At 54.3% G+C, this 20,614-nt stretch carries 12 protein-coding genes; 5 read left to right on the top strand and 7 right to left on the bottom strand.

What is annotated here, in order from left to right; genetic code table 11:
- Positions 1-137 precede the first annotated feature (137 nt).
- Genes AC2FIM_RS14630 through AC2FIM_RS14650 form a run of 5 tightly spaced genes read right to left on the bottom strand, consistent with a single transcriptional unit; the run spans position 138 to position 4,944 of the window.
- On the bottom strand, positions 138-896 hold the full coding sequence (locus AC2FIM_RS14630; protein ID WP_142638985.1) for an SDR family NAD(P)-dependent oxidoreductase: 759 nt from the start codon (positions 894-896) through the stop codon (positions 138-140).
- Between the two features lie 18 nt (positions 897-914).
- A complete protein-coding gene (locus AC2FIM_RS14635; protein ID WP_142638984.1) occupies positions 915-1,736 on the bottom strand; it encodes an ABC transporter permease in 822 nt (273 codons plus the stop codon).
- 7 nt (positions 1,737-1,743) lie between these two features.
- Entirely contained in the window at positions 1,744-2,595 is an 852-nt protein-coding gene (locus AC2FIM_RS14640) for an ABC transporter permease (RefSeq protein ID WP_142638982.1), read from the bottom strand.
- A gap of 38 nt (positions 2,596-2,633) precedes the next feature.
- Entirely contained in the window at positions 2,634-3,797 is a 1,164-nt protein-coding gene (locus tag AC2FIM_RS14645; protein ID WP_142638980.1) for an ABC transporter substrate-binding protein, read from the bottom strand.
- Between the two features lie 34 nt (positions 3,798-3,831).
- Complete coding sequence (locus AC2FIM_RS14650; protein WP_142638978.1) at positions 3,832-4,944, bottom strand: ABC transporter ATP-binding protein; 1,113 nt, start codon at positions 4,942-4,944, stop codon at positions 3,832-3,834.
- A gap of 153 nt (positions 4,945-5,097) precedes the next feature.
- Here AC2FIM_RS14650 and AC2FIM_RS14655 point away from each other — a divergent pair, with 153 nt between their 5' ends.
- The gene (locus tag AC2FIM_RS14655; RefSeq protein ID WP_246097276.1) at positions 5,098-5,853 is read left to right on the top strand and encodes a helix-turn-helix transcriptional regulator; all 756 of its coding nucleotides are present in this window, start codon (positions 5,098-5,100) and stop codon (positions 5,851-5,853) included.
- 442 nt (positions 5,854-6,295) lie between these two features.
- Complete coding sequence (locus AC2FIM_RS14660) at positions 6,296-6,652, top strand: primase-helicase family protein (RefSeq protein ID WP_496732087.1); 357 nt, start codon at positions 6,296-6,298, stop codon at positions 6,650-6,652.
- Between the two features lie 542 nt (positions 6,653-7,194).
- On the opposite strand, the gene AC2FIM_RS14665 is transcribed toward AC2FIM_RS14660, so the two are convergent.
- Positions 7,195-10,149: an SNF2-related protein gene (locus tag AC2FIM_RS14665; RefSeq protein WP_496732089.1), complete on the bottom strand. Its 2,955-nt coding sequence runs from the start codon at positions 10,147-10,149 to the stop codon at positions 7,195-7,197.
- The gene (locus tag AC2FIM_RS14670) at positions 10,146-13,253 is read right to left on the bottom strand and encodes a hypothetical protein (RefSeq protein WP_496732091.1); all 3,108 of its coding nucleotides are present in this window, start codon (positions 13,251-13,253) and stop codon (positions 10,146-10,148) included. Before AC2FIM_RS14670 ends, AC2FIM_RS14665 begins: the two co-directional genes overlap by 4 nt.
- Between AC2FIM_RS14670 and AC2FIM_RS14675 the strand changes: the two genes are divergently transcribed.
- Genes AC2FIM_RS14675 through drmB form a run of 3 tightly spaced genes read left to right on the top strand, consistent with a single transcriptional unit; the run spans position 13,242 to position 20,613 of the window.
- On the top strand, positions 13,242-15,641 hold the full coding sequence (locus AC2FIM_RS14675; RefSeq protein ID WP_496732133.1) for a UvrD-helicase domain-containing protein: 2,400 nt from the start codon (positions 13,242-13,244) through the stop codon (positions 15,639-15,641). The genes AC2FIM_RS14670 and AC2FIM_RS14675 overlap by 12 nt on opposite strands.
- A 17-nt stretch (positions 15,642-15,658) precedes the next feature.
- A complete protein-coding gene (locus AC2FIM_RS14680) occupies positions 15,659-18,796 on the top strand; it encodes a helicase-related protein (protein ID WP_496732093.1) in 3,138 nt (1,045 codons plus the stop codon).
- Complete coding sequence (gene drmB / locus AC2FIM_RS14685; RefSeq protein ID WP_496732095.1) at positions 18,793-20,613, top strand: DrmB family protein; 1,821 nt, start codon at positions 18,793-18,795, stop codon at positions 20,611-20,613. Before AC2FIM_RS14680 ends, drmB begins: the two co-directional genes overlap by 4 nt.
- Position 20,614 lies beyond the last annotated feature (1 nt).

Genomic DNA, 20,614 nt, shown 5'->3' on the forward strand with positions numbered 1-20,614 from the left:
TGGCCGGTCTCGATCAGCCGATCACAACGGTATTGCCGCGCGAGCAACGGGCCGAGCTGAGCCCAAAGCGGACTGAAATGTGCTCGCAAAAAATGAAGTGCGGCGATAGACATTCTCTTGAGTGGTCCAACCCATCACTAAATGCATTCACCGCCATCGATAACCAAGGCTTGCCCAGTCATAAAAGCGGATTCATCTGAAGCTAGATAGACGATCCCATGGCCAATCTCTTCAACTGTCGCCCACCGGCTCATAGGGATCGCCTGCTCGATGTAGCTTTCCAGTTTGGCACGGCCACCCATCTGCTTCTCGAAGCCTGCATTGAAGGGGGTGTCCACAAATCCTGGACAAAGGGCATTGAAACGGATTGCATGGACAGCGTAATCGGCTGCCATCTGCCGGACCATCGCAACAGCTGCGTGCTTTGTGGTCGCATAGGCGATCATACCCCGGTCGTATTGAACGCCAGAATTGGAAGCAGTGACGATCACGCTGCCTCCACCTTGTGATTTCATATGGGGGACGGCTGCACGCGCGGCAATGAAGTGGGCGCGGACGTTCAATGCCCAAGAAGCATCCATTCCAACCGGTTCCACTTCTTCCAGCGTTCCTTCGATCTGTAACCCAGCATGAGAGTGCAACACGTCAAGCCGACCGAAGTTTTTAACTGCTTCGTCTATGGTTTTGGTAAGGGCATCGTCATCGGTTACATCAAGCTGTAAGGCAGATGCTTGATTTCCCTGTGCAATGATCTCGGCCACAGTGGCGTCAGCAAGTGTTGCATCGCGATCCGTTACCATGACATGCGCACCCTCTTGCGCCATTGCCATTGAACCCGCCCGACCAATTCCCGATCCCGCGCCCGTCACGAGCGCGACTTTACCTGCAAGCCGCATGTCACTTGGCTCCTTTATTTAACTATTCGATTTTGAGGCGCCTCGGCGCAAAAGAAGTTGCGCAGTAACGAGAAGCAAGAGCGACGCGCCCATAACCATAGTGCCTATGGCATTGATCTCGGGCGTTACGCCGCGCCGGATGGATGAGAATATGTAGATTGGCAGGGTTGTTTCTGAGCCAGCTACGAAGAACGCGATGATGAAATCATCAAATGAGAAAGTGAAGCTGAGCAGGAAGCCCGCCAAAATTGCCGGGGCTATCAACGGCAGTGTCACCTGCCGAAAGGTGCCCCAGGGCGTCGCAAAGAGGTCCGCCGAAGCTTCCATGAGCGCGCGGTCCATACCCGATAGCCTTGCACGTACGATGATTATGACCAGCGCCATTGTGAACATGGTGTGCGCAGCGACAAGCGTGGGCATCCCCATGGAAAGTTGCGGGGGATTTGCTCCATCGGGCCATAGGCTGGCAAGAACTGGGTTAAGCCAGCCGAATACGGTAACCAAGGCAATGAGCGTCGCGATACCGATGACGATACCGGGTATCATTATCGCAACATAAATCATCGCGTCGAACAAAGTTCGGAGCCATCCCTTAACCCCTTGTAAAGCGATGGCAGCCATAGTTCCGAGAGTGGATGCGAGGCAAGCAGTTATGAATGCTGCAAGCAGACTGGTCTCGAGCGCGTCCATAACAAATGGGTTGTTGAGCGCTTTGCCATACCATTGGGTCGAGAAACCCATGAACTGGCTTGCGTGTCGTCCGGCATTGAAGCTGAAAAGCGCGATGATGCCGATGGGAATATAGAGAAAAAGGTAGACGCAAATCGCGTATAAGCGCATCGGATCCTCACATCAGCGAGACATCTTCGCGCTGGCCACCCAGACGCGAGATGAATTTCATGTAAATTGAGACAGTGACAAGCATTACGACAACCAGAGTCATTGCGACCGCCGATCCGTACGCCCAGTTTCGAGACTGCAGGAACAGGTCCACCAACGCATTTCCGACGAAAAAGACCTTTCCGCCACCTAAGATCGCTGGGATCAGAAACTCGCCCATCAGCAAGATGAAGACCAGCATGCAGCCAGTTGCGATACCAGGTACCGACAAAGGAAGTGTCACCTGACGGAACGTACGCCATGGGGTAGAGCCGAGATCAGCCGAGGCTTCCAGAAGGCGTTTATCCAGTTTGTCCAAGCTTACAAAAATTGGGAAAACCATCAAAGGTAGATACCCATAGACAATCCCAACAAGCACGGCGAACGGCGTATTTATCAGGCGGACATCATCGATGCCGATCGACTCCAGTAAAGCGGGCAAGCCACGCCCCCCAAGGATGAAAATCCATGCGTATGACCGGATCAGGATCGATGTCCAGAACGGCACGATCACCAGGATCAACAGCGAAGTTCTCCACTTTGGTGAACAACGCACCGCAAGAAAGTAGGCGAGCGGGTAGGCAATTACCAACGCAGCGATAGTCCCCAGAGGTGCAAGGATCAAAGTGTTCTTAAACGCCGTCCATCGCGCAGGAAGGTTGGCATATTGTTCCAACGTGAACGCTGGAACATAGCCTCCGGCGGCACCCCGTTCGCCAAAGGAAAAGACGAAGACGACCAGCAGAGGAAGGGCAAGCATTACCAAAAGCCATATTCCTGCCGGTGCCAGCAACAGTGCTTTTCTGCCTCGTTCGGTCATATTGTCCTCGTCTTTTCCGATATTGGCGGCCTTGCCGCTTAGGCCGACTTGAAGCGGGCGAGCAACTCGGCACGGTTTGGATCGGTTAGCGTAGCCGCCGCGCCGAACTCGAGCGCACTCAGAAGGTCAGCTGCCGGATAAAGGATCGGATCTTCCAGCAATTCCTTCGGCAGCAACGCATTGGTGCGAGCATCAGCCGATGGATAGCCATGAGCGAGGACTTCTTTCGCATTAACTTCCGGGTTCAGCAGGAAGTCGATCAAGGCATAAGCGGCATCCATATGGGGTGCGCCCTTAGGAATAGCGTAGTAGTCGGACCAGAGTTCACCGCCCTCAGCTCCCAGAACGTAGGCGATTTCAGGCATGTCGACATTCATCTGCTTGCCGTCACCTGTCCAGCACATCGTCATCCAGGCGTCACCGTTACGCATCGGTGGCTGATAGTCCGACGAGATTGCAAACAGATGCGGTTTAGCATCCAGCAACAATTTCTCGGCATCGGCCAGTTCCTTCTCATCGACCGAGTTGAAGGAGTAGCCGAAGTATTTCAGGGCATTACCGATGGTGGTGAGTTGGTAATCATGCACCATTGTCCGACCTGAGTAACCTTCCATAGTAAGGTCCCAGAACTCTTTCCATGTGGTTGGAGTCGGAGCGCCGTCAAGCTTGCTAGTATTCACTGCAAAGCCGGTCGTGCCCCAGTTTTTCGGCACCGCGTAAAGTTGGCCATCGACAGAGCCGGCATCCGAAAAGCGTTGTTCGAATGAACCTGCGTCGTAGTTTGGCAGTTTGGACGTATCGAGCGGGATGATCAGATCTTCGCCCACATACGTAGTGATCGTGTAGTTCGTCGGTACGAAAACGTCCCAACCAGACCCACCTGCCTGCAGTTTTGCCAACATCTCTTCGTTCGAGCCAAAAACATTGACCTGAACATGAGCGCCAGTGGCTTCCGTGAAGGCTTCGAAGTTCATCTCGTCATGGTAGTTCGGCCACGTGGCGAGGATCACTCGGTCGCCAATGTCTCCGGCAGCAAATGCCGGGCGTGGACGCAACCCAGGCATAGCCGTGCCCAGAACGGCCGTTGCCATCCCAAGACCTGTCACGCCCAAAAAATGTCGCCGTGTGACCGAACCCTTTTGGTACCGGCGAAGCTCTTCCATGAACTTTTGCTTGGAAATAGTCCCATTATCCTTGGTCATTGTGAACCTCTCTGTTGTTGGATTGCGGGATTTGTTAATTTTCCAGGATCAGCAGTGCGCCTTCGCCCCATGAAACAAAGGCCTGCTCTCCCGCATTGAACGTCCCCTCGTTCAATTCCGCTTGCCTTGGCACAAGTACGTGGAAATCACCCAGTGCTTCGTTGCGCGCAAGGTATTCTGTGTGCTCCCCAAGGAAGATCCGATTTTGAATGGTAACTGGCAGAGCGATTTCAGCTGCGGGTAGCGCGCGGGTCAGCGTGATCTGTTCAGGACGGATACTGACGCACACTACCTGCCCTACATCGATTGGGATCTCCGGAGTTCCGTGCACCTTTTGGCCACTCGCTAAACGCACAGTGATTTGCTCGGCTGCTGCGTCAGTTACGGTTGCATCAAAGAAATTCGAGGTGCCTACAAATCCTGCCACATAGCGGCTGCGGGGCATGTCATAGAGTTCACGTGGGCTGCCTACCTGCACAATACTGCCGCCTTCCATCACACAAATTCGGTCGGACATTGAAAGCGCTTCTTCTTGGTCGTGCGTGACGAGGACAAAAGTTATTCCTAGTTGTCGTTGCAGGTTCTGAAGTTCAAACTGCATTTCTTTTCGAAGCTTTCGATCCAGAGCAGCCATTGGTTCATCGAGCAGCAAAAGCTTGGGCTCGTTTACGATCGCACGCGCCAAAGCGACGCGTTGCTGCTGACCACCAGACATCTCCCAGATGCGACGTGGGCCAAATCCACCAAGACGGACAGTTTCCAGCGCTTGCTCAACCTTTGTCGCGATTGTTTGTTTGTCTACGCGTGGTCGTTGTTGGCGCAGGCCGTACGCGATGTTGTCGAACACACTCAGGTGAGGAAAAAGAGCGTAGTGCTGAAACACCATGTTGACTGGGCGATGGTGCGCATCCAAGTCGTTGACGACTTCTCCATCGAGCAACACCTGACCTTCGGTTGGCTTCTCGAAACCTGCCAGCATTCTAAGTGCAGTGGTTTTGCCGCAACCAGATGGGCCTAAGAATGACAGGAACTCTCCTTTCCCAATGGAAAGATTCAGGTCTTTGGCAGCGACCACATTCCCGAAGGTCTTGGTCACTCCTCGGAGTTCCGCAATCGTCTGCATGGTGACGCTCATGTCAAAGCTCATATACTGCCGTTTTCCTTTTGCTTGATTTTTTGGCATTTACTGGCATACCACTCAAACAAGGAAAAAGTAACAATAACTCGGAATAACTGTATATACCACAATTGGGGTATAGGGGTGCTTTTCGAAAATCTGGAGCTGCGTGTGTACGATTGGATGGAGGAGGCCGGCAGGGTCGTGGAGAAGATCGGAACCCCAGAGTTTCCCTGTGTTTTAGCAGATGGCTTACGGCAGGTCGCGCCATTCGATTTTACTGTAGTGTTTGGCCATGTCGGAACCGAAGCACCAATAGACCTTCACGACGATTTCCCCAAAAGCAAACGGCGTATTTTTGTTGAGGACTACCAAGCCGGGCCCTACGTACTTGATCCATTTTTTTTGGCCGCGACAAAACCGATAACACCGGGTCTGTACCGCATGCGCGATATCGCACCGGACAGGTTCTATCAGGGCGAATACTATCGCAGCTATTACAAAAGGACTGGGTTAGCAGAGGAAATTGGCTACTTTATCGATATCCCAGGCGCTGGGATGGTTGTGGTCTCGCTCATGCGAGCAGAGAAGCCTTTTTCCGCCAAGGAAATTCGCCATTTGCACGCTCTATGGCCGCTCGTTCGGGCAGCCTGTTGCAAACATTGGAGTGACTTTCCATCGATGGCCCGCGGCGCCGCAGCGAATGGCGTTAGTCGTCGCGTCGATCTAGCATTCCAGGCATTTGGCGATGGCGTTCTGACACCACGAGAACGAGAAGTTGTTGAGTTCACATTGAAGGGCCATTCGGCAGAAGCTGTCGGCACAATTCTCGGCATCTCTCCAGGCACAGTCCGCATCCACAGACGCAACATTTACGCGAAACTTAGGATCAATTCGCAGGGTGAGCTTTTTTCAAAGTTCATTGAAAAGGCACTTTAAAAGGTTCCTTGAACACCCACTTTGTCCGTATTGTCGACCTTGCTACCGTGTGATCCGGAACGCCCCAACTCTACCTGAGGCGGCAACTGATATCGAAAAGGACGTGGCATTACTTGCTCGGCAGATCAGCAAGTGGGTTGTCCGCTATAAAAATCAGTTCTATCTACCTGAACGTCCCTCACATCCTCTGTCGCAGGCGGAGGCCAAACGTATCTGCTTGGGTAGGATGCGGAGCAACTACCCCACGATGGAGTTTACTCCAGGCCATGTGCGAGCGGTGTTTCAGCGGGCTTTCGAAGAAATCCACGATGATCCTAGCTAGAATGTTCGGATATGGAACGGAACTACGAAATGCCGCCCCGACATCAAAGAGCCGATCATACCTGAGGGCGATACAGTTGCTCTCAACGCTTGGAATGAACCGGCCTATCGCGACCTTGCAGTGGCCGACGCTGACACGACTATGTTCGATCGGTTTCTTGAGCGTATCTTCGGCCACGAGGCTGACCGCCGCGTCGTCAAGGATTGGGTTTCGTGGGGTCTTCAGAATGAGGCTGAGAAACTAGCTTGGGCTTTGTTCTTTTACTCCCGATATAAAGGGACAGGTAAATGCACCCTCTGCACCCTGATCACCAAGCTGTTCGGGGAAGAAAACTCGATCACGCAAAACAGCGTTGCCAAGCTGACCGGGAAGTTCAACAAGCCGATTCTGGACAGTAAGCTTGTGGTATCAGAGGAACTTCAACTGAAGCCGGATTCAGGTCGCTGGTGGACGGGTGAGAGGTTCGGTTGGTTATGACCGCCGTGATAACCTTGAGGATGAGAGTGACCGGCAGGCGAACGGGGTCGATTGGGATATGCTATAGACCTGTGGCTATGCAGAAACCTCGACTTCGGAACAGCTAACCCGTTCCTCCCGCAACGTGGGAGGGGCACCCCCGCAGAACCCGCTATGATTGTTAACGGGTGGTTCGGGTGGCTGGGGCATAAACGGGGGCATTTCTCGGAGGGTTTAGCCCCAAGAGCCTGTTGTCGTTCTATGATCTGATGAACTGGCTGTGCGCGCAGTCTCAAGCTATCCAGTCTGCCCCAAATTTCCCTGTAAACAGGGAAAAATACAGGGAAAAATAAAAATTTTGACTATTTACGGCGTTTTGACGCTACATTGTTATAAAGAAAACAGTGGCTTATGCGCAAATTCCCTAAAACCGATAACAGGGAAATTTTCTCAGTTTATCAGCGAAATAATTGGAGCAAACAGGGAAGTGAAAACGTTGGGCAGCCAGTCACCAAGCTTTCGCGAGAAGACAGTTCAGCCATCGCTCATTACTTTTGTTCGGATCACAGATCGCTGACAAGGGAAACCAAGATGCTCAGAGGATCTGGTGGCGGAAGTTTCAGTCGTCCCGCTCCAAATTCCTGGATCAATCTGATCGCCTCCGCGCCGTTCACCCGCGCCATTTCAAGTGAGCGTTCGAGCGCGGAGATCTGGCCCTGCCAGAGCTCGATGGGTACGCCTTCCGGCTGCGAGCTTCTGCGCCGCTCCAGTCTAAGTTCCCGGTTCCGGATTTCAATTTCGAATTGACTGGAAACCTGGGTGGCGAACTCTTCCAGCACCGGGAAGAGCTGTGCAATGCTGTCGTGAGCAAACTGATGCGCTTCAGATCGTACGAGTTCCATCTGTTTTGCACGAAGTGCGGAAGCTACTTCAGGCTTTAGGAAGTTTGACATAGGCCTTCGTCCACGGGCCATCGCTTTGTCGGTAGACTCCGTAATAGGTTGGAGGCATTGGTCAACATCCTCGGCATTCATGCGTTTCCATCCGTCTGAACTTTTTACAGCCCCCGCTCGGATCAATCTTCCCGGAATTTCAAGACGCACTCTTCGCTGCAGGGCGTAGAAAAGTGCTTGTAGAGCTTTCCGGTCTTCAAGTAGCGAGCTTCTCTGTGCGTCGGTTGTCGCTTGGTCAAGAAGGGTCCTGGCTTCCGAAGACCAAAGGCGCGGCATCACTTGATCCGGGAAAGGGTCTAAAGGCGCGACTGTTAGGAACGCTAGAGATCCAATTCCCCGAGCTGGGTGGCCTTCGGGAAGAATAACGCTCGTTTGCACAACCGGTGTATCGGGTCCGAATTGACTGCTGACGGCTTTCGCATATCCGCTCAGCAAAGTGTCATGGACAACGCTCCCATGGTCGAGGAAATGCAAGGGCCTGGCCGTTTCTTCGCCTTCATCCGTGAACACAGCCTTTCGTGGCGGTGTGCCAATATCTGAGCGGCGATATATGAATGGAATATGATCGGACATCCAATTGTCGCGGGAGGTCGCTGGCAGCTGAAATGGGCTGGCGCCTGCACGTCCGGTTGCGGCTTCGCGATAGTACCACAACGTCTTGAAGCGATAGTCGTCTAAGTTGTCGCGCCGCGAACTCACGTTAAAGTCGTCAGATTTTCCAATGGTTTGAAGCCATGCTCCCAAAGCGCGTTCTTCTCTTCTGACGGGCGTGTCCTGTGGCCGCGCGATATCTTGCATCATAGCTGGTGCTGGGCTGGTTTGCTCTTGCCACTCGGAGAACGCTGTGACCGCTCGCTCTGGCGTGTATGGATCTTGTGCAGTTAGTCGGCTCGTCAAACCGGTTCCGTCACCAGCAAGCCGCGCTATTGATCCGCGAACTTTTCGCGACTTTGCTGCTTTGCCCAGCTGGGCTTGAACGTGTTGCAGTTCGTCAGCGGAAAGTGGCGGCATCGGTGCATCAAATATGCCCATCGAAGCAACCACATCCGCAATTGCGGCTTCCTGCGAACCCTCGATAAGGATGCGCCATATATCAACGGTATTCTGCGCCCTGCGCCGGGACTTCGAGCCGCCGAGGCGGTCGATCCGGCCGATCAGCTGATCGATACTGTCGATTTCCCAAGGCAGCGAGAAGAAAATGATACCCTGCGCAACGTGATGTAAATTCAGTCCGGCCTGTACCCAGTCACCCACAAGAAGAAGCCTGCTCTTTCCAGCGAGTAGCGGAGCAAGAGTTTCCTGAATCTCTCGAAGGTTTGCGACGCCGTCGAGCTCACTCGTTGCAGGGCGCCGCATCACCGAAATCGCCCCTGCCAGATCAGGAAAATAACGAGGTAGCGTTGAGCGGAGCATATCGATTGTAGGGTTGTCGCCACAGACGACGATGAAGGCTCGGTCCGCTGCCGAACTCCACTGATCTGAAAGAATATCTAAAAGAGCGTCGAGACGGCTGTCCCCGGGATCTTCGAGTGAAGCGAGGCGCGCTCGTTCCGCCTTTTCACCCAGAGATCCTTCCTGCGTTGAAAGGTCTCTCAGAACGATTCGCGCAGCTTCTGCGCTTCTCTGCAAGGCGCGGGCAGCAGTCCACTGCCGTCCTTGCAGACCTTGCTCCGGATCAGCTTCTTGCAGCAGCCTGTCGGCAACTTCATACCGGGCCCTTTCAGACTCAATGGGTTGGATGCGAACTTCATGATTCCTGCGTTTAGGTAAGAACTCACTCCACTGGCTCCGTCCGTTACGGATCACTTTCCTGCCGGCAGCGGCTCGCAGGAAACTTCGCGACCATTGTTGTGTGTCGGTGCTATCTCCGATGAGATCAATAGCGGAATTCTCGCGTTCCCAGAGGACATCGTCGAATTTACGGCCCTCCAAGCGCGCCAACTGGCTGGCCCCCGGTTCAATCATCCGCAGGATCAATTCACGCCATGCCGGATCACCGAGGCGCGGGGTAGCTGATAGTACGAGTGTTTGCCTGAAGTTGTCAGAGGCCTGTGACAACAGTTGGATCGTCTCGCGGGGCATAGTTTGCGGTTCGTCTACTACCAGCAGATCAAACAGAGTTGGGTCCGCAGAGATGGTGCGTGTGCCCTCACTCTGTCGGATCATCAGATCACGAGGCCTTGCAAGTGTAACAGCTGCCGTTTCGTCGATGCTACTATCGATGGTGCCAGCAAGGGCAGGCATAATGTGCCCACGAACCCAGCATTCCTCCTGCCACTGCGACAAGAGGTTGTCGGGCGCAACAATAATTGTGCGATGCGTGGGCTGCTGCCAGCGCAAAGCATTGATAATCATTAATGCTTGTACCGTTTTCCCGAGACCAACTTCATCTGACAAAAGGTGTCTGACGTGGGTATCGCCGAGCACGCGTCGTACCGTTGAAAGCTGGTGAGGAAGAGGATCGGCGGCCACACCGAGAGCTCCGCAAAGGCCGATGCTTAACGCCGAGGTCCTGCGGCGCAGTGCCTCAACTCCATTGACGAAACGAAGGTATTGATCTGTCACGCTGGCACTCCATCGCGCATATCGAGGCGTGCTAGCTTGTAACGGAGAACAGCATAGCGAACGGCGCGGGCCGATCGCACATCTGACAAGGCTTTTGACAAAAGCCGTGGCCAGTCTTCCTCAAATATTGTCGCTTCAGGTGACAGCCAAAATTGCACTAAGTTCCTTAACTCAGCCCTGCCAATCCATCGCTGGCCAGGCCGACGGGATGCATCAACGTGGCACTCGTCAAGGAGGTCAACAAGATCGTTCTCGGTAAACTCGTCATAAGGTGCATTGGTCAGGGCTATCCAGCGTGAGTCCGGCAAGATGAACCGCCTGAACATTGGAAGTAGTGGCATTTCCTGTGCCTGCTCCAATGCCCTTAGCCAGTCCTCTGCCGGGCGCGCCATATCAACTTCTTCGAACGCTTCACGGCCGTTTTCCTCCAGATGAAGTCGAAGGTCTTCGTAGGCGTCGATAACGGCAAGATCCAAATCTCCGCCCACGTCCTCTTCCCAGTGATGCACGGCTTCCGGTATTGTGGTTATTATTGCCCGAAAGCGGTCAATCAGACGGTCTCTGAAAAACACCCAGTCGGAATTGATTTCAATCCGCGGCAGGTCTTCGCCTGTAAGGAGCCCAAAAGACTCTGCACATCGAAATAGCGCACCGTGTTGAGACAAAATGGAAAGGTCTATTCCCGCCTCTGTTTTCTGCCATTCGGTGCCACAAAGCAGTCCGATCACAGCCGCTTCGAGATGGTCGAGCACAGAGAAGCGACGCCAATTACTGATCAGGTGGTCTGCTTCGGCCAGTTGCCAAGCCAATGTAGCCCGAGCAACATCGGTCAACCCTGCGTAGCCGTCACGGGAGTTGGCTTCACGCAAGAGAGTCGGTAAATTGACTTTCTCTCCGGCCAGTTGTGAAAAGCTGAGCCGACGGTCGTCAGAAACAATAATACCTGAACTTAGCGTCTCGTGCCGAGGGGAAGCAGGCAAGAGTAGCCTCAGGTCGCCGTCTACAGAGGCGTCAGCATGGGGCAGTGGAGAGCCCGGGGTCGCAACGAGAGTCGAGAATGTTCTGTTTTCGTTGCTTTCGTCAAACCAAAGCCCCGAAGCCTGGTCGAAGCTAAGGTCCAGGCGTCCAGGTGTAATTAGAGCATAGGCCGGGCGAAGACCTTGGACTTCCACGTCGAGGCGCACGCCGTTTAAGGGCGTTTGATGCTCGAGCAATTGCGTCTGCATGCGCCGCAGCGGTGGCGAACTTCCGGCAATGACGTGAGGTAGTCGGTCTATTGTGTCTTCGACCATGGAGATCTGCCGGTCGCCCGACGAAATGCGAAGGCAGACTGGCACCTGTTCTAATGCTACCGGCGAAGAGATTTTTATCTCCAGTCTGCCTAGCTCAATATCACGCAAAGTTGCCCTTGCGGGCTGAATACTGATGGATGCCGGTTCAATATCGGGAGGCTCCACGACCTCGATGAGGATGGAATCAGCCTCATCGAGGTCGGGCGATGAGAGCTTATGCTCTCCGGGAGAAGGCTGAAAAGAAGCCCATTTTTTACCGCGCAGCTCGAGCCAATTCGTTGGGTGTTTCTCGCCGTCGAGAAAGGGAGTGAGGCCATGATTTCGAGCTGAAACAAGGATTGGAAACTGTGCAGAATAGCTTGGAGTGACGCTAGGCATTGGAATACCTAGAACTCGTAGTACTGGCTGCTTTGATAGCAGCGTGAAACCATGCCGTCGCAGGTACTCGGCATCTGAAACGGTCTCGAGACGACGAAATTCTGGCGAACCGGTTTGGTCGGAGCGAATCCAATGTATGACGGCCGCGCCTACAGGAAGCGCGTCTCCAGGTACTACAGCGGTAGCAGTGTGCCCCTCTGGCTCAACCAGAAAGAACGAAGCCTCTGCAGGCTGTAAATTCTCCAAGAGAATGTCTGCAGTTTCCTTCTGTGCGCGAAGGAAGGTATCGCCTCGGTAGAGAGGAGACTCTGGCAAAATGTCGAGTGAGCCCAGCACGATCTCGCCGCCGGCAAGGAAGGAGCGCAATGAAATACTGTGCTCCGAGCCCGTTGCTCTTATCTTGTCTCCTTGAATACGCAACCCGGCGATCACTTCTTCTCGCAGACTTGCGCTCAAAACAGGTCCGCGAATTGCCAGTTCGGTCGGCAAGCTATCAGAAAGGCTTACCACGAACCGGGACGGTGGAATTTCTTTCGGCCGTGCGATCCTTCGCGTGGAATTGCGGCGAGCTTCGGAAATTGCGCGGAACGATCGGGCGTCCTTACGGACATCCTTATCAATCCGATGGAGTATGCCAGCAGACATCCACCCCTCAGAATCGGGAAGGAGCAGGCGCCGCATAACCTCAAGCGCGACATCAGCATTCCTTATCCAATGCTCAAAGCGACGGCTGGCGTGTCCTGCGGCCAGCTTTTTGAGATACTCGATTATCCCCTCTGTGTCCTCGAAAGAAATTCCTGCACGTATAGCTCGCCGCAGTGCGTCTGTAATCTGGGGCTGAATCTCCAGCGGCACCAAAGCGTTACCAATTGGCCATGCTATTAGTGGAAAATGCCGTTCCCAAGGGCTGTTCCCGGGGCGAAACAGCTGAAAATTTTTAGCGCCGAGCTCAAACAACCGAGTAATCGCAACCCTGATTTCTCCATCGGTCTCAACCGTCAGCTCCCGAGACAGAAGTGGCCAGAAGTCCGTTCCCGTGCCACGGTAGCGATAGCCAGTTTCGGCAGCCGCCACTAGCAACGGGAGGTAGCCCCACGCCCATTGGGCTCCCTTCAGTTGAGGGTCATGCTCAATTCCTAGAGCCAGAGCTGCCTTGAGTTCCGAGAGAGCCCGTTGGTCGAGGTCATGTTCTATCGCAAAAACCGGAAAGGCTCCGCGTTCACTGGCTAGATCAGAGAAACGATCGGCAAGCGAAGCGTGGTGATCCTCCAGAGCCTTTCGGAACCACGTCATTCGCTCTCCTATATCTAAATAAAATCTATTACGCGTTGTGCGGTTGAAAAATGGTACCGCCTCGACGAGAGTGTTCATTATTAAGCCTATGAAGGTCAACGCTAATTTAACAGAGAGCTCATTTTGAACGTGAATACCCAAGAGTTTTCAAATATGGTTGTGCCCGCAGATCTCGGGCCGCGTGCCAGACGGGCGATCGCCGACCTGGTGCGTAGTTTTGTTTATGCTCGGAAAGGCATCAGCCGGATTGCTGTCGTGGAATTGGTGACTAAGTTCATGAGCGGCAGTGCCTCCTCAGAGGCAATAACTACAGTTGAGAATGTGATCGATACGTTGTGCAGCGTTCACGACATCGGCTTTGGGACGATGCGTGGTGAAACTGTCTTAGTATCATTGTCTGAGCGGCGCATATCGCTGCCGGATGGCCGCACTATCTTGCTTGGCAGCCATGGTATCGGTGCCGGCAAGGACCTTGATCTTCTTTTCCCGGTGGTACAGGCGGGCGAAACAGAAACCCTGATCGACTTGCTGGGGGAATTAGGCCTTAGCGATTTGGAGGGTGTCACCGAGTTGCTGCCATCAGAGGGCCGATGGACGAAGCCGGAGCCTGTGCCTGAGACTTTGAGTCTCGCGCTTCAACTGTGCGGTTCCTTCAACCCTGTGACGCGGGAGTGGTCCTTGAGCGACCTGAATGCCAGATTCCTGAACGAATGGTTCGGGATAGTGCCATTGTTCGAGGATGCCGAAGGCACCCGCCCACGCGATCCGAGTCAGGACAGAGTCATCAAAGCACCGGGCCCGGCCCGCCTCGTAGTCGAGGCAGGACCAGGGTCGGGGAAAACCCATGTTGCGTGTGAACGCGTGATTGCGCTCGTACAAGAGGAAAACCTTTCTCCCTCCCGTATCCTGCTCCTGAGTTTCACGCGCATGGCTGTGGCGGAACTCAGGGAGCGGGTCTATACGCGACTAGCTAAGCAGCCGAATGTAACCGCCCTGCAAATACGGACCTTCGACTCTTTCGCCTCACGTCTTCTTTCCGTCACTGGCGCCGTAGGCGCGGCTACCTACGATGCGAACATAAGAGCCGCAGAGCAACTGTTGCGTTCCGGTGACCCGCTCGTGGCAGATGCAATAGGACAGCTTGAGCATGTCATTATCGATGAGGCGCAGGATCTCGTGGGCGATCGAAAGGCGCTTTGTGATGCTCTGGTCGAGCTGCTGCATCCGGAATGTGGTGTCACGATTCTTGGTGATTTCGCTCAGGCAATCTATGGCTATCAAGGCCGCGATAGGACTGAGGCCACTTTCCTCTCTGATAAGGCTGATACCAATGATTTCGAGAGCTACAGACTGGAGCATGATCACCGCACCAGCAACATTTCACTTAAGCAGCTTTTTTCAAATGCTCGGGAGACCCTGCGGAGTGACCCTGGAGGCTCTCGAGATACGTACTTCGAGGTTCGTCAAGCGATACAGGGCGCAGCTCTGGAGACGGATGTAAAGAGCTTCACTACCCATCCGTCTACGACACGCGGCCTGATCCTTACTCGGAGTCGCAACGCGCTCTTCACAGCGGCCGAGGCCCTGCGAGCGGAGGGCCGTCAGTTCCGTATGCGTCTTCCAGACCGCCCTATTCGGATCGCGCCTTGGATAGGTGCAACACTCGGCGGACTATCAGGGTCGGAGAGGCTGTCGAGGGATGCATTTGAATTTTTGCATGGTGCTGTTCATCCGGCAATTGACCAGAACTGCGAGGAGTGTTGGGAAATCCTTCGGGAGCTTGATGGAAGCGGACGTGAATACATCTTAGTCGGTCATGTGGCTGAAGCGCTTGAAGATGTACCTCTGGAGCTGCTTTGCGACTATGAAGGCAAACGTGGGCCATTGCTTTCAACGATCCACGCCGTAAAGGGTCGTGAAGATCAACGAGTGATGTTGCTTTTGACGCGTGCCCCATACGGCGACAAAGTCGATTGGGGAGAGGAGGCGCGTACTCTCTATGTCGGTTCGACACGTTCTTCTGCTGAATTGAGGACGTCATGGATCCATCCGGATAAGTATTATTCCACAGGCAAGCCCGAAAGATACTGGGCGCCTCGCAAAGACCACAGATTGATCGAAATCGGGCTCGAGGGCGACCTCGAAAACTGGCAGGATTTTCTTCGAATGGCGCAGGTAAGTGATGCTCGGCATGTGAGCGAAGCGATCTGGCGAGCGGCGGCGCACGGGGTATCTGCTGAGACGTTCTTAGATCCTGAAGGCAGGCTTCTGGTTCGGGCCGACGAAAGCGATGCCGTCGCAATTGGTGGCCTGTCTTCCGGTTTTGCCGAAGCGCTGCATTCTGTATGTCAGACTACTTCGGATAGTCCAATGCCAGAGCGGATTTCTGGTTTTTCCGTTGTGGGAGCAACAACCGTTGCCGTGCCAGACCGCACGGGTAACGTTCCTTCTATTGGGTTGATGCCTCTGCTAGGGGGCTTTGCAAAGGTGCCTCGCTGGAGCGAAAACAATTTTGGAGAATGCGGATGAACGATGCCCGAGATATAATGCTGGAACGACTGAAAGTCGACCTCATCGGGCCGGAAGCGAACGACGAGCTAATCACCGACAGGCCGACGGACCGATATCTCACCGGCATTCTCTTTGCTCACAGAACAACAATTTCTGCGGAAGAGGATGATGAGGCATCTGATGCCGACGACGCGGACTATGCAGGCACCTCACTCGACGGCGTAAAGGCCGCATCAACTTTCAGGCCAAGCTCCATTGGCTTGTCGTTCGGGGTTCAGTCGCTGGGGAATGGCGCTTCATTGCGTGTGCGGGTTGAAGGAGCCCGTTATCGATCCGAGGAGCCTGAGAACGAGGATGAGGGGTCCCAAACTCGACGCAGAAAAGATTGGCGACGCGAGCCGCATGTGGCGGAACTCGTTCTTCAACTCGATAAATTACGATCTGATGAAGTTCCGACAATCAGTCTGGCGGACCATGGGCTCTCCGGCGCAAGCCTTCACTACCGCGTCGCACCGTGGGAGGGTGTTCTGCTGGTTACTCTGGCACTGACCAACGATACCAAGCCAGCGCGGGAAAAAAGCCGTGAGGCAAACGAAGAAGCCGCTTTGTTCCAGGTTTCGTTGTCTGTTCAATGCGATCAGGAATGCCGCCTGGTTCCAAAGCCAGAACGCGTGGCGGGAGCAACTCAAGACGACGATGCAAAATCAGCCGGTCTGCTCTACAAGAATGTGCAGCAATGGGCTGTGGGACACACGTGCTCCGCAACCTGGAAGGAGCCGGTCGATGGCACAATCAAGGAGATAGAAACCAGCTGGTTTCCGGAATCGACCGTTCACGTTGTTAGCGCAGCGGGTGATGTAGAGTTCGAAAGTGACAAAGTTCGTGCCGCACTTAGCGCCCGCTGGCTTGCAACGCAGGACAGAATTGAGCTTTGCGAAGCCCTGAGTGCATTTGTGGATGCATATTCGGCATGGATCGCAAAGACCGAGGGTGGTGTTGCCGGGCTCCCAGCGCAACTGGCTGAACAAGGTGATCTACACATGAGGCGTTGCCGTGCGGCAGAGGACCGGATGCGAAGAGGTATCTCGCTTCTGGCAGAAGCGCCTGATGTTCTCGATGCCTTTCGTATGGCCAATGCTGCACTTGCACTTCAATATTCCTGGAGGGTCGAGCCCGACCCGCCGGAACTGTCATGGAGGCCTTTCCAGCTCGGTTTTGCACTTCTGAGTTTGGAATCTCTTGCCAATAGCGCCTCTCACGAGCGTGAGACAATGGATCTCCTTTGGTTCCCAACCGGAGGCGGAAAAACAGAAGCATATTTGCTCCTCACAGCCTTTACTATCTTCCTGCGGCGCCTCAGAGCCGCCGGTGATCCGGGTGGTGCGGGGGTGACCACCTTCATGAGGTACACGCTTCGTCTACTTACAATTCAGCAATTTGAGAGAGCCGCTGCTCTTATTTTGGCCTGTGAATTGATCCGGCTCGGCAAGACCGATGCGGGCTTCAGTCAGGTGCCACAGCACTTCGCCACTGACGCACCGATCTCTCTCGGCCTCTGGGTCGGCGAAGGTGCGACCCCAAATAGTGTGGCGGATGCCGAGAGAGCATTGGCAAATAACGGCGAAAGTTCTCCCGCGCAGTTACGAACATGTCCTTGCTGCCACGAGCCTATGGAGTGGAAACTTTCCGCCAATGGTGATCGGGTCGAAGCGCGTTGTAATTCGGCGTCTTGCGAAGTGGCCCAGGCAATAGGCCCCGTACCTGTCTGGACCGTTGACGAGGACGTGTATCGCGAGCAGCCAACACTCATCATTGGAACGGTGGACAAATACGCACAGATCACACGAAATCAGACATCGGGCCGTTTGTTCGGTATCGGAACACCGTCAGACCCGCCGGAACTTATCATTCAGGATGAGTTGCATCTTATCTCAGGGCCTCTTGGAAGTCTCGCGGGCCTCTATGAAACTGCCATCGACGAGTTGTGCCGTGGCACGTCGGGGTATCGACCAAAAATCATTGGTTCGACTGCAACAATCCGTCGTGCTGAAGCGCAGATCCGAGCGCTGTTTGACCGTAACTCTTTTCAGTTTCCGCCGCCGGGGCTCGACCACACCAATTCAGGGTTCGCTGTCGAGGATCGCACTGTACCGGGCCGCCGGTACGTTGGCATAACTACGGTCGGACGTTCGGCCAAGTTCACTCAACAGGCGGTCGCAGCTTCGCTTCTGCAGGCGGCGACCGACAAGAGATTGGATGACAAGTCGCGAGACGGCTACTGGACGCTGGTAAACTATTTCAATTCGCTACGGGAGCTCGGTGGTGCGCTGGTTCTGATGCGAGACGACGCGGCACGAAGTATTCATGATTATGCTGCGCGCCATGGGAAGGAGCCAGAGCGCGATGCTCAGACACAAATCGAGTTGACGAGCCGTGTTCGCTCAAGCGAAATCCCTCGCTTCCTGAAGGATCTTGAGCGGCCATGGACTGATCCGGATCACATCGACATCGTGTTGGCCAGCAACATGATTTCGGTTGGAATGGACGTTTCGCGGCTTGGCTTGATGTTGGTCAACGGGCAGCCGAAAACTATCGCTGAGTATATTCAGGCTACCAGCCGCGTTGGTCGCAGCAGCCGTGCTCCCGGCCTTGTGATTACCCTTTTCAACGCCGCGAAATCTCGAGACCGCAGCCGGTATGAGACTTTCGCCAGCTGGCACCGCAGTCTTTATCGAGACGTTGAGGCTACAAGTGTCACACCCTTCGCGCCGCGCGCCCGAGACAGAGCACTTCATGCTCCGTATGTAGCGCTGGTTCGCCACCTTGTAGACGGAATGACGGACCCGGGAGCCATTGAACAGCATCAGAAGGACGCAGAGGAGTTGCTGGATAAGATCGTTGATCGTATCCAGCGCATTGATCCAGCCGAGGCTGAAGCTGCGCGCCATCAGCTCGACAGGTTCCTAGATGACTGGTTCGACCATCAAGGTCTTAGTGATTACTGGAGCGACTATCACGATGCGCTCTTAACCTCCGCAGAAGCAGCAGCTGAACGCGGAAACAGAGCGCGCTTCAGCAAGCAGAAACCGACGCCAAATTCACTACGGACCGTTGAGGCGTCGACGCCGTTCGTTCTCCTTGGTGGATCCCGCGAAGCGGAGACAAATCGTTGAAACCTATTGGAAAAATTCGAAGAAGTCAGGTTCTCTCCGGCAATGGTCCCGGGGCTATTATTGATTTTCGGGGTGAAGACGGGGCGCCAATTTCTGTGGTGGCCGCTGGCCTCGAATTTTGGGATAAGCTTTCGGCAAAACCGGGCTTGCTTAATGACCAGCGCATCAATCACGAGCCCCTCCAGGCGCGCCTGCAAGTACGCGGATTTCGCTTACCTCCTGTCGGTGAGGAACGGTTCGGACCGTCCAAGAGGCCGCGCCTGTTGCCCGCATATCGCTTTCCTGACTGGCATGTTTGCCCGAGCTGCAATCTTTTGCAGAGAAGCCGATTCTGGGGCTCTGAGATTGAAAAGCCAGAACTCTACTGCACAAATTGCAGTACCGGCAGAGGAAAGCGGATCAGAAAAGTCTACGCAGTGCCGGTTCGATTTGTCGTCACTTGTCCCGCCGGACATCTTCAGGACTTTCCGTGGATGTCATGGCCAAGACATCTTGAGAAGTGTTCAAAAAGGAAGCCTCTAAAACTGATTGGCGATGGCGCTGGTTTGAAGGGGCTGAAAGTTCACTGTACCGAGTGCAAACAAGAAAGGGATCTGGACGGGGCTCTTTCCCCAGGAGCACTTGGAAAGCTGCCTTGTGATGGAAAGTCGCCCTGGCTGAAATCTGAGGCTAAGGGTTGCAGCCATCAGCCTGTAGCAATTCAGCGAGGTGCTTCAAATGCTTACTTTCCGGTCATTGCCTCGGCGTTAGATGTACCTCCCTTTGGTGGTTCTTTCCGAGATATGCTGGAGGAATTCTGGGATGATCTGATATCGCTGGACGATCGGAACCAGCTCCCTCTCTATGTGAAGAGAAAGATACACCCGGTTTGGCCAGATCCACAGGTTACTGCAGAGGAACTGGCGGCAAGAATCCTGACTTTGCTTGTTTTGCTGGATGACCAAACGGGCGATCTTCGACCCAACGAACATATGATGCTTTGCTCCGGGATTGCAGGTGACGAGCATTTCCCCGAGTTCCAAATCAACCCACAGAGCCTGCCACCTGAGATGTCAGGATACCTGAGTCACCTCGTGTCAGTTGAACGATTGCGTGAGGTCCGGGTGTTGCGAGGTTTCAGTCGGCTCAATGCTGTGGAAGCCAACGATAACAGTGCATTTGTTGCGCCACTTTCGGACACAAAGCTGAACTGGCTTCCTGGTATTGAAGTGCGTGGAGAAGGGATCTTCATAAACTTTGATGAAGAAGAGGTCTCAAAATGGGAGGCGCGAAAGGAGGTTTCTGACCGGGCTAAAGAGGCGCACTTTGCGGCGGAGAACGCTTGGCGAGAGCACAATGGAGACGATCGCCCGTTCCCGATGACGATCTCGCCGCGTTTCCTTTTGGTACACACGACTGCGCACGCCCTTGCGGAGCAGCTTTCACTGGACAGTGGATATTCTACCGCTTCCATCAGAGAGCGGTTGTACGTTTCGTCTGGTCCGGGTGGAATGTGCGGCTTCCTTCTCTATACATCGGCGCCGGATTCCGATGGCACATTGGGCGGGCTATCGCGAAAGGGGCGAACAAGTGAATTGGGGCCGCTTTTGGTTTCAGCCTTACGTGATCTGGAATGGTGCTCCTCTGATCCACTTTGCAGCAGTGGGATCCTGTCTTTGTCGGAAGGCTCAGGGTCTGCGGCATGCCATTGCTGCACATTTCTTCCTGAAACTTCTTGCGAGCATTTTAATCGGCATCTTGATCGCGGTATGCTCGTCGGCACACCGGACCAGCCTAAAATCGGATTCTTCAGAAAAATTCTCAACGGGGGTGAGTGAT

This window comes from Ruegeria sp. CDSC052, assembly GCF_059610685.1.

What these genes read in the sequence shown, in the direction of transcription:
- AC2FIM_RS14630 (WP_142638985.1), bottom strand. Translation starts at nt 896, where the DNA reads ATGCGGCTTGCAGGTAAAGTCGCGCTCGTGACGGGCGCGGGATCGGGA.
- AC2FIM_RS14635 (WP_142638984.1), bottom strand. Translation starts at nt 1,736, where the DNA reads ATGCGCTTATACGCGATTTGCGTCTACCTTTTTCTCTATATTCCCATC.
- AC2FIM_RS14640 (WP_142638982.1), bottom strand. Translation starts at nt 2,595, where the DNA reads ATGACCGAACGAGGCAGAAAAGCACTGTTGCTGGCACCGGCAGGAATA.
- AC2FIM_RS14645 (WP_142638980.1), bottom strand. Translation starts at nt 3,797, where the DNA reads ATGACCAAGGATAATGGGACTATTTCCAAGCAAAAGTTCATGGAAGAG.
- AC2FIM_RS14650 (WP_142638978.1), bottom strand. Translation starts at nt 4,944, where the DNA reads ATGAGCTTTGACATGAGCGTCACCATGCAGACGATTGCGGAACTCCGA.
- AC2FIM_RS14655 (WP_246097276.1), top strand. Translation starts at nt 5,098, where the DNA reads ATGGAGGAGGCCGGCAGGGTCGTGGAGAAGATCGGAACCCCAGAGTTT.
- AC2FIM_RS14680 (WP_496732093.1), top strand. Translation starts at nt 15,659, where the DNA reads ATGCTGGAACGACTGAAAGTCGACCTCATCGGGCCGGAAGCGAACGAC.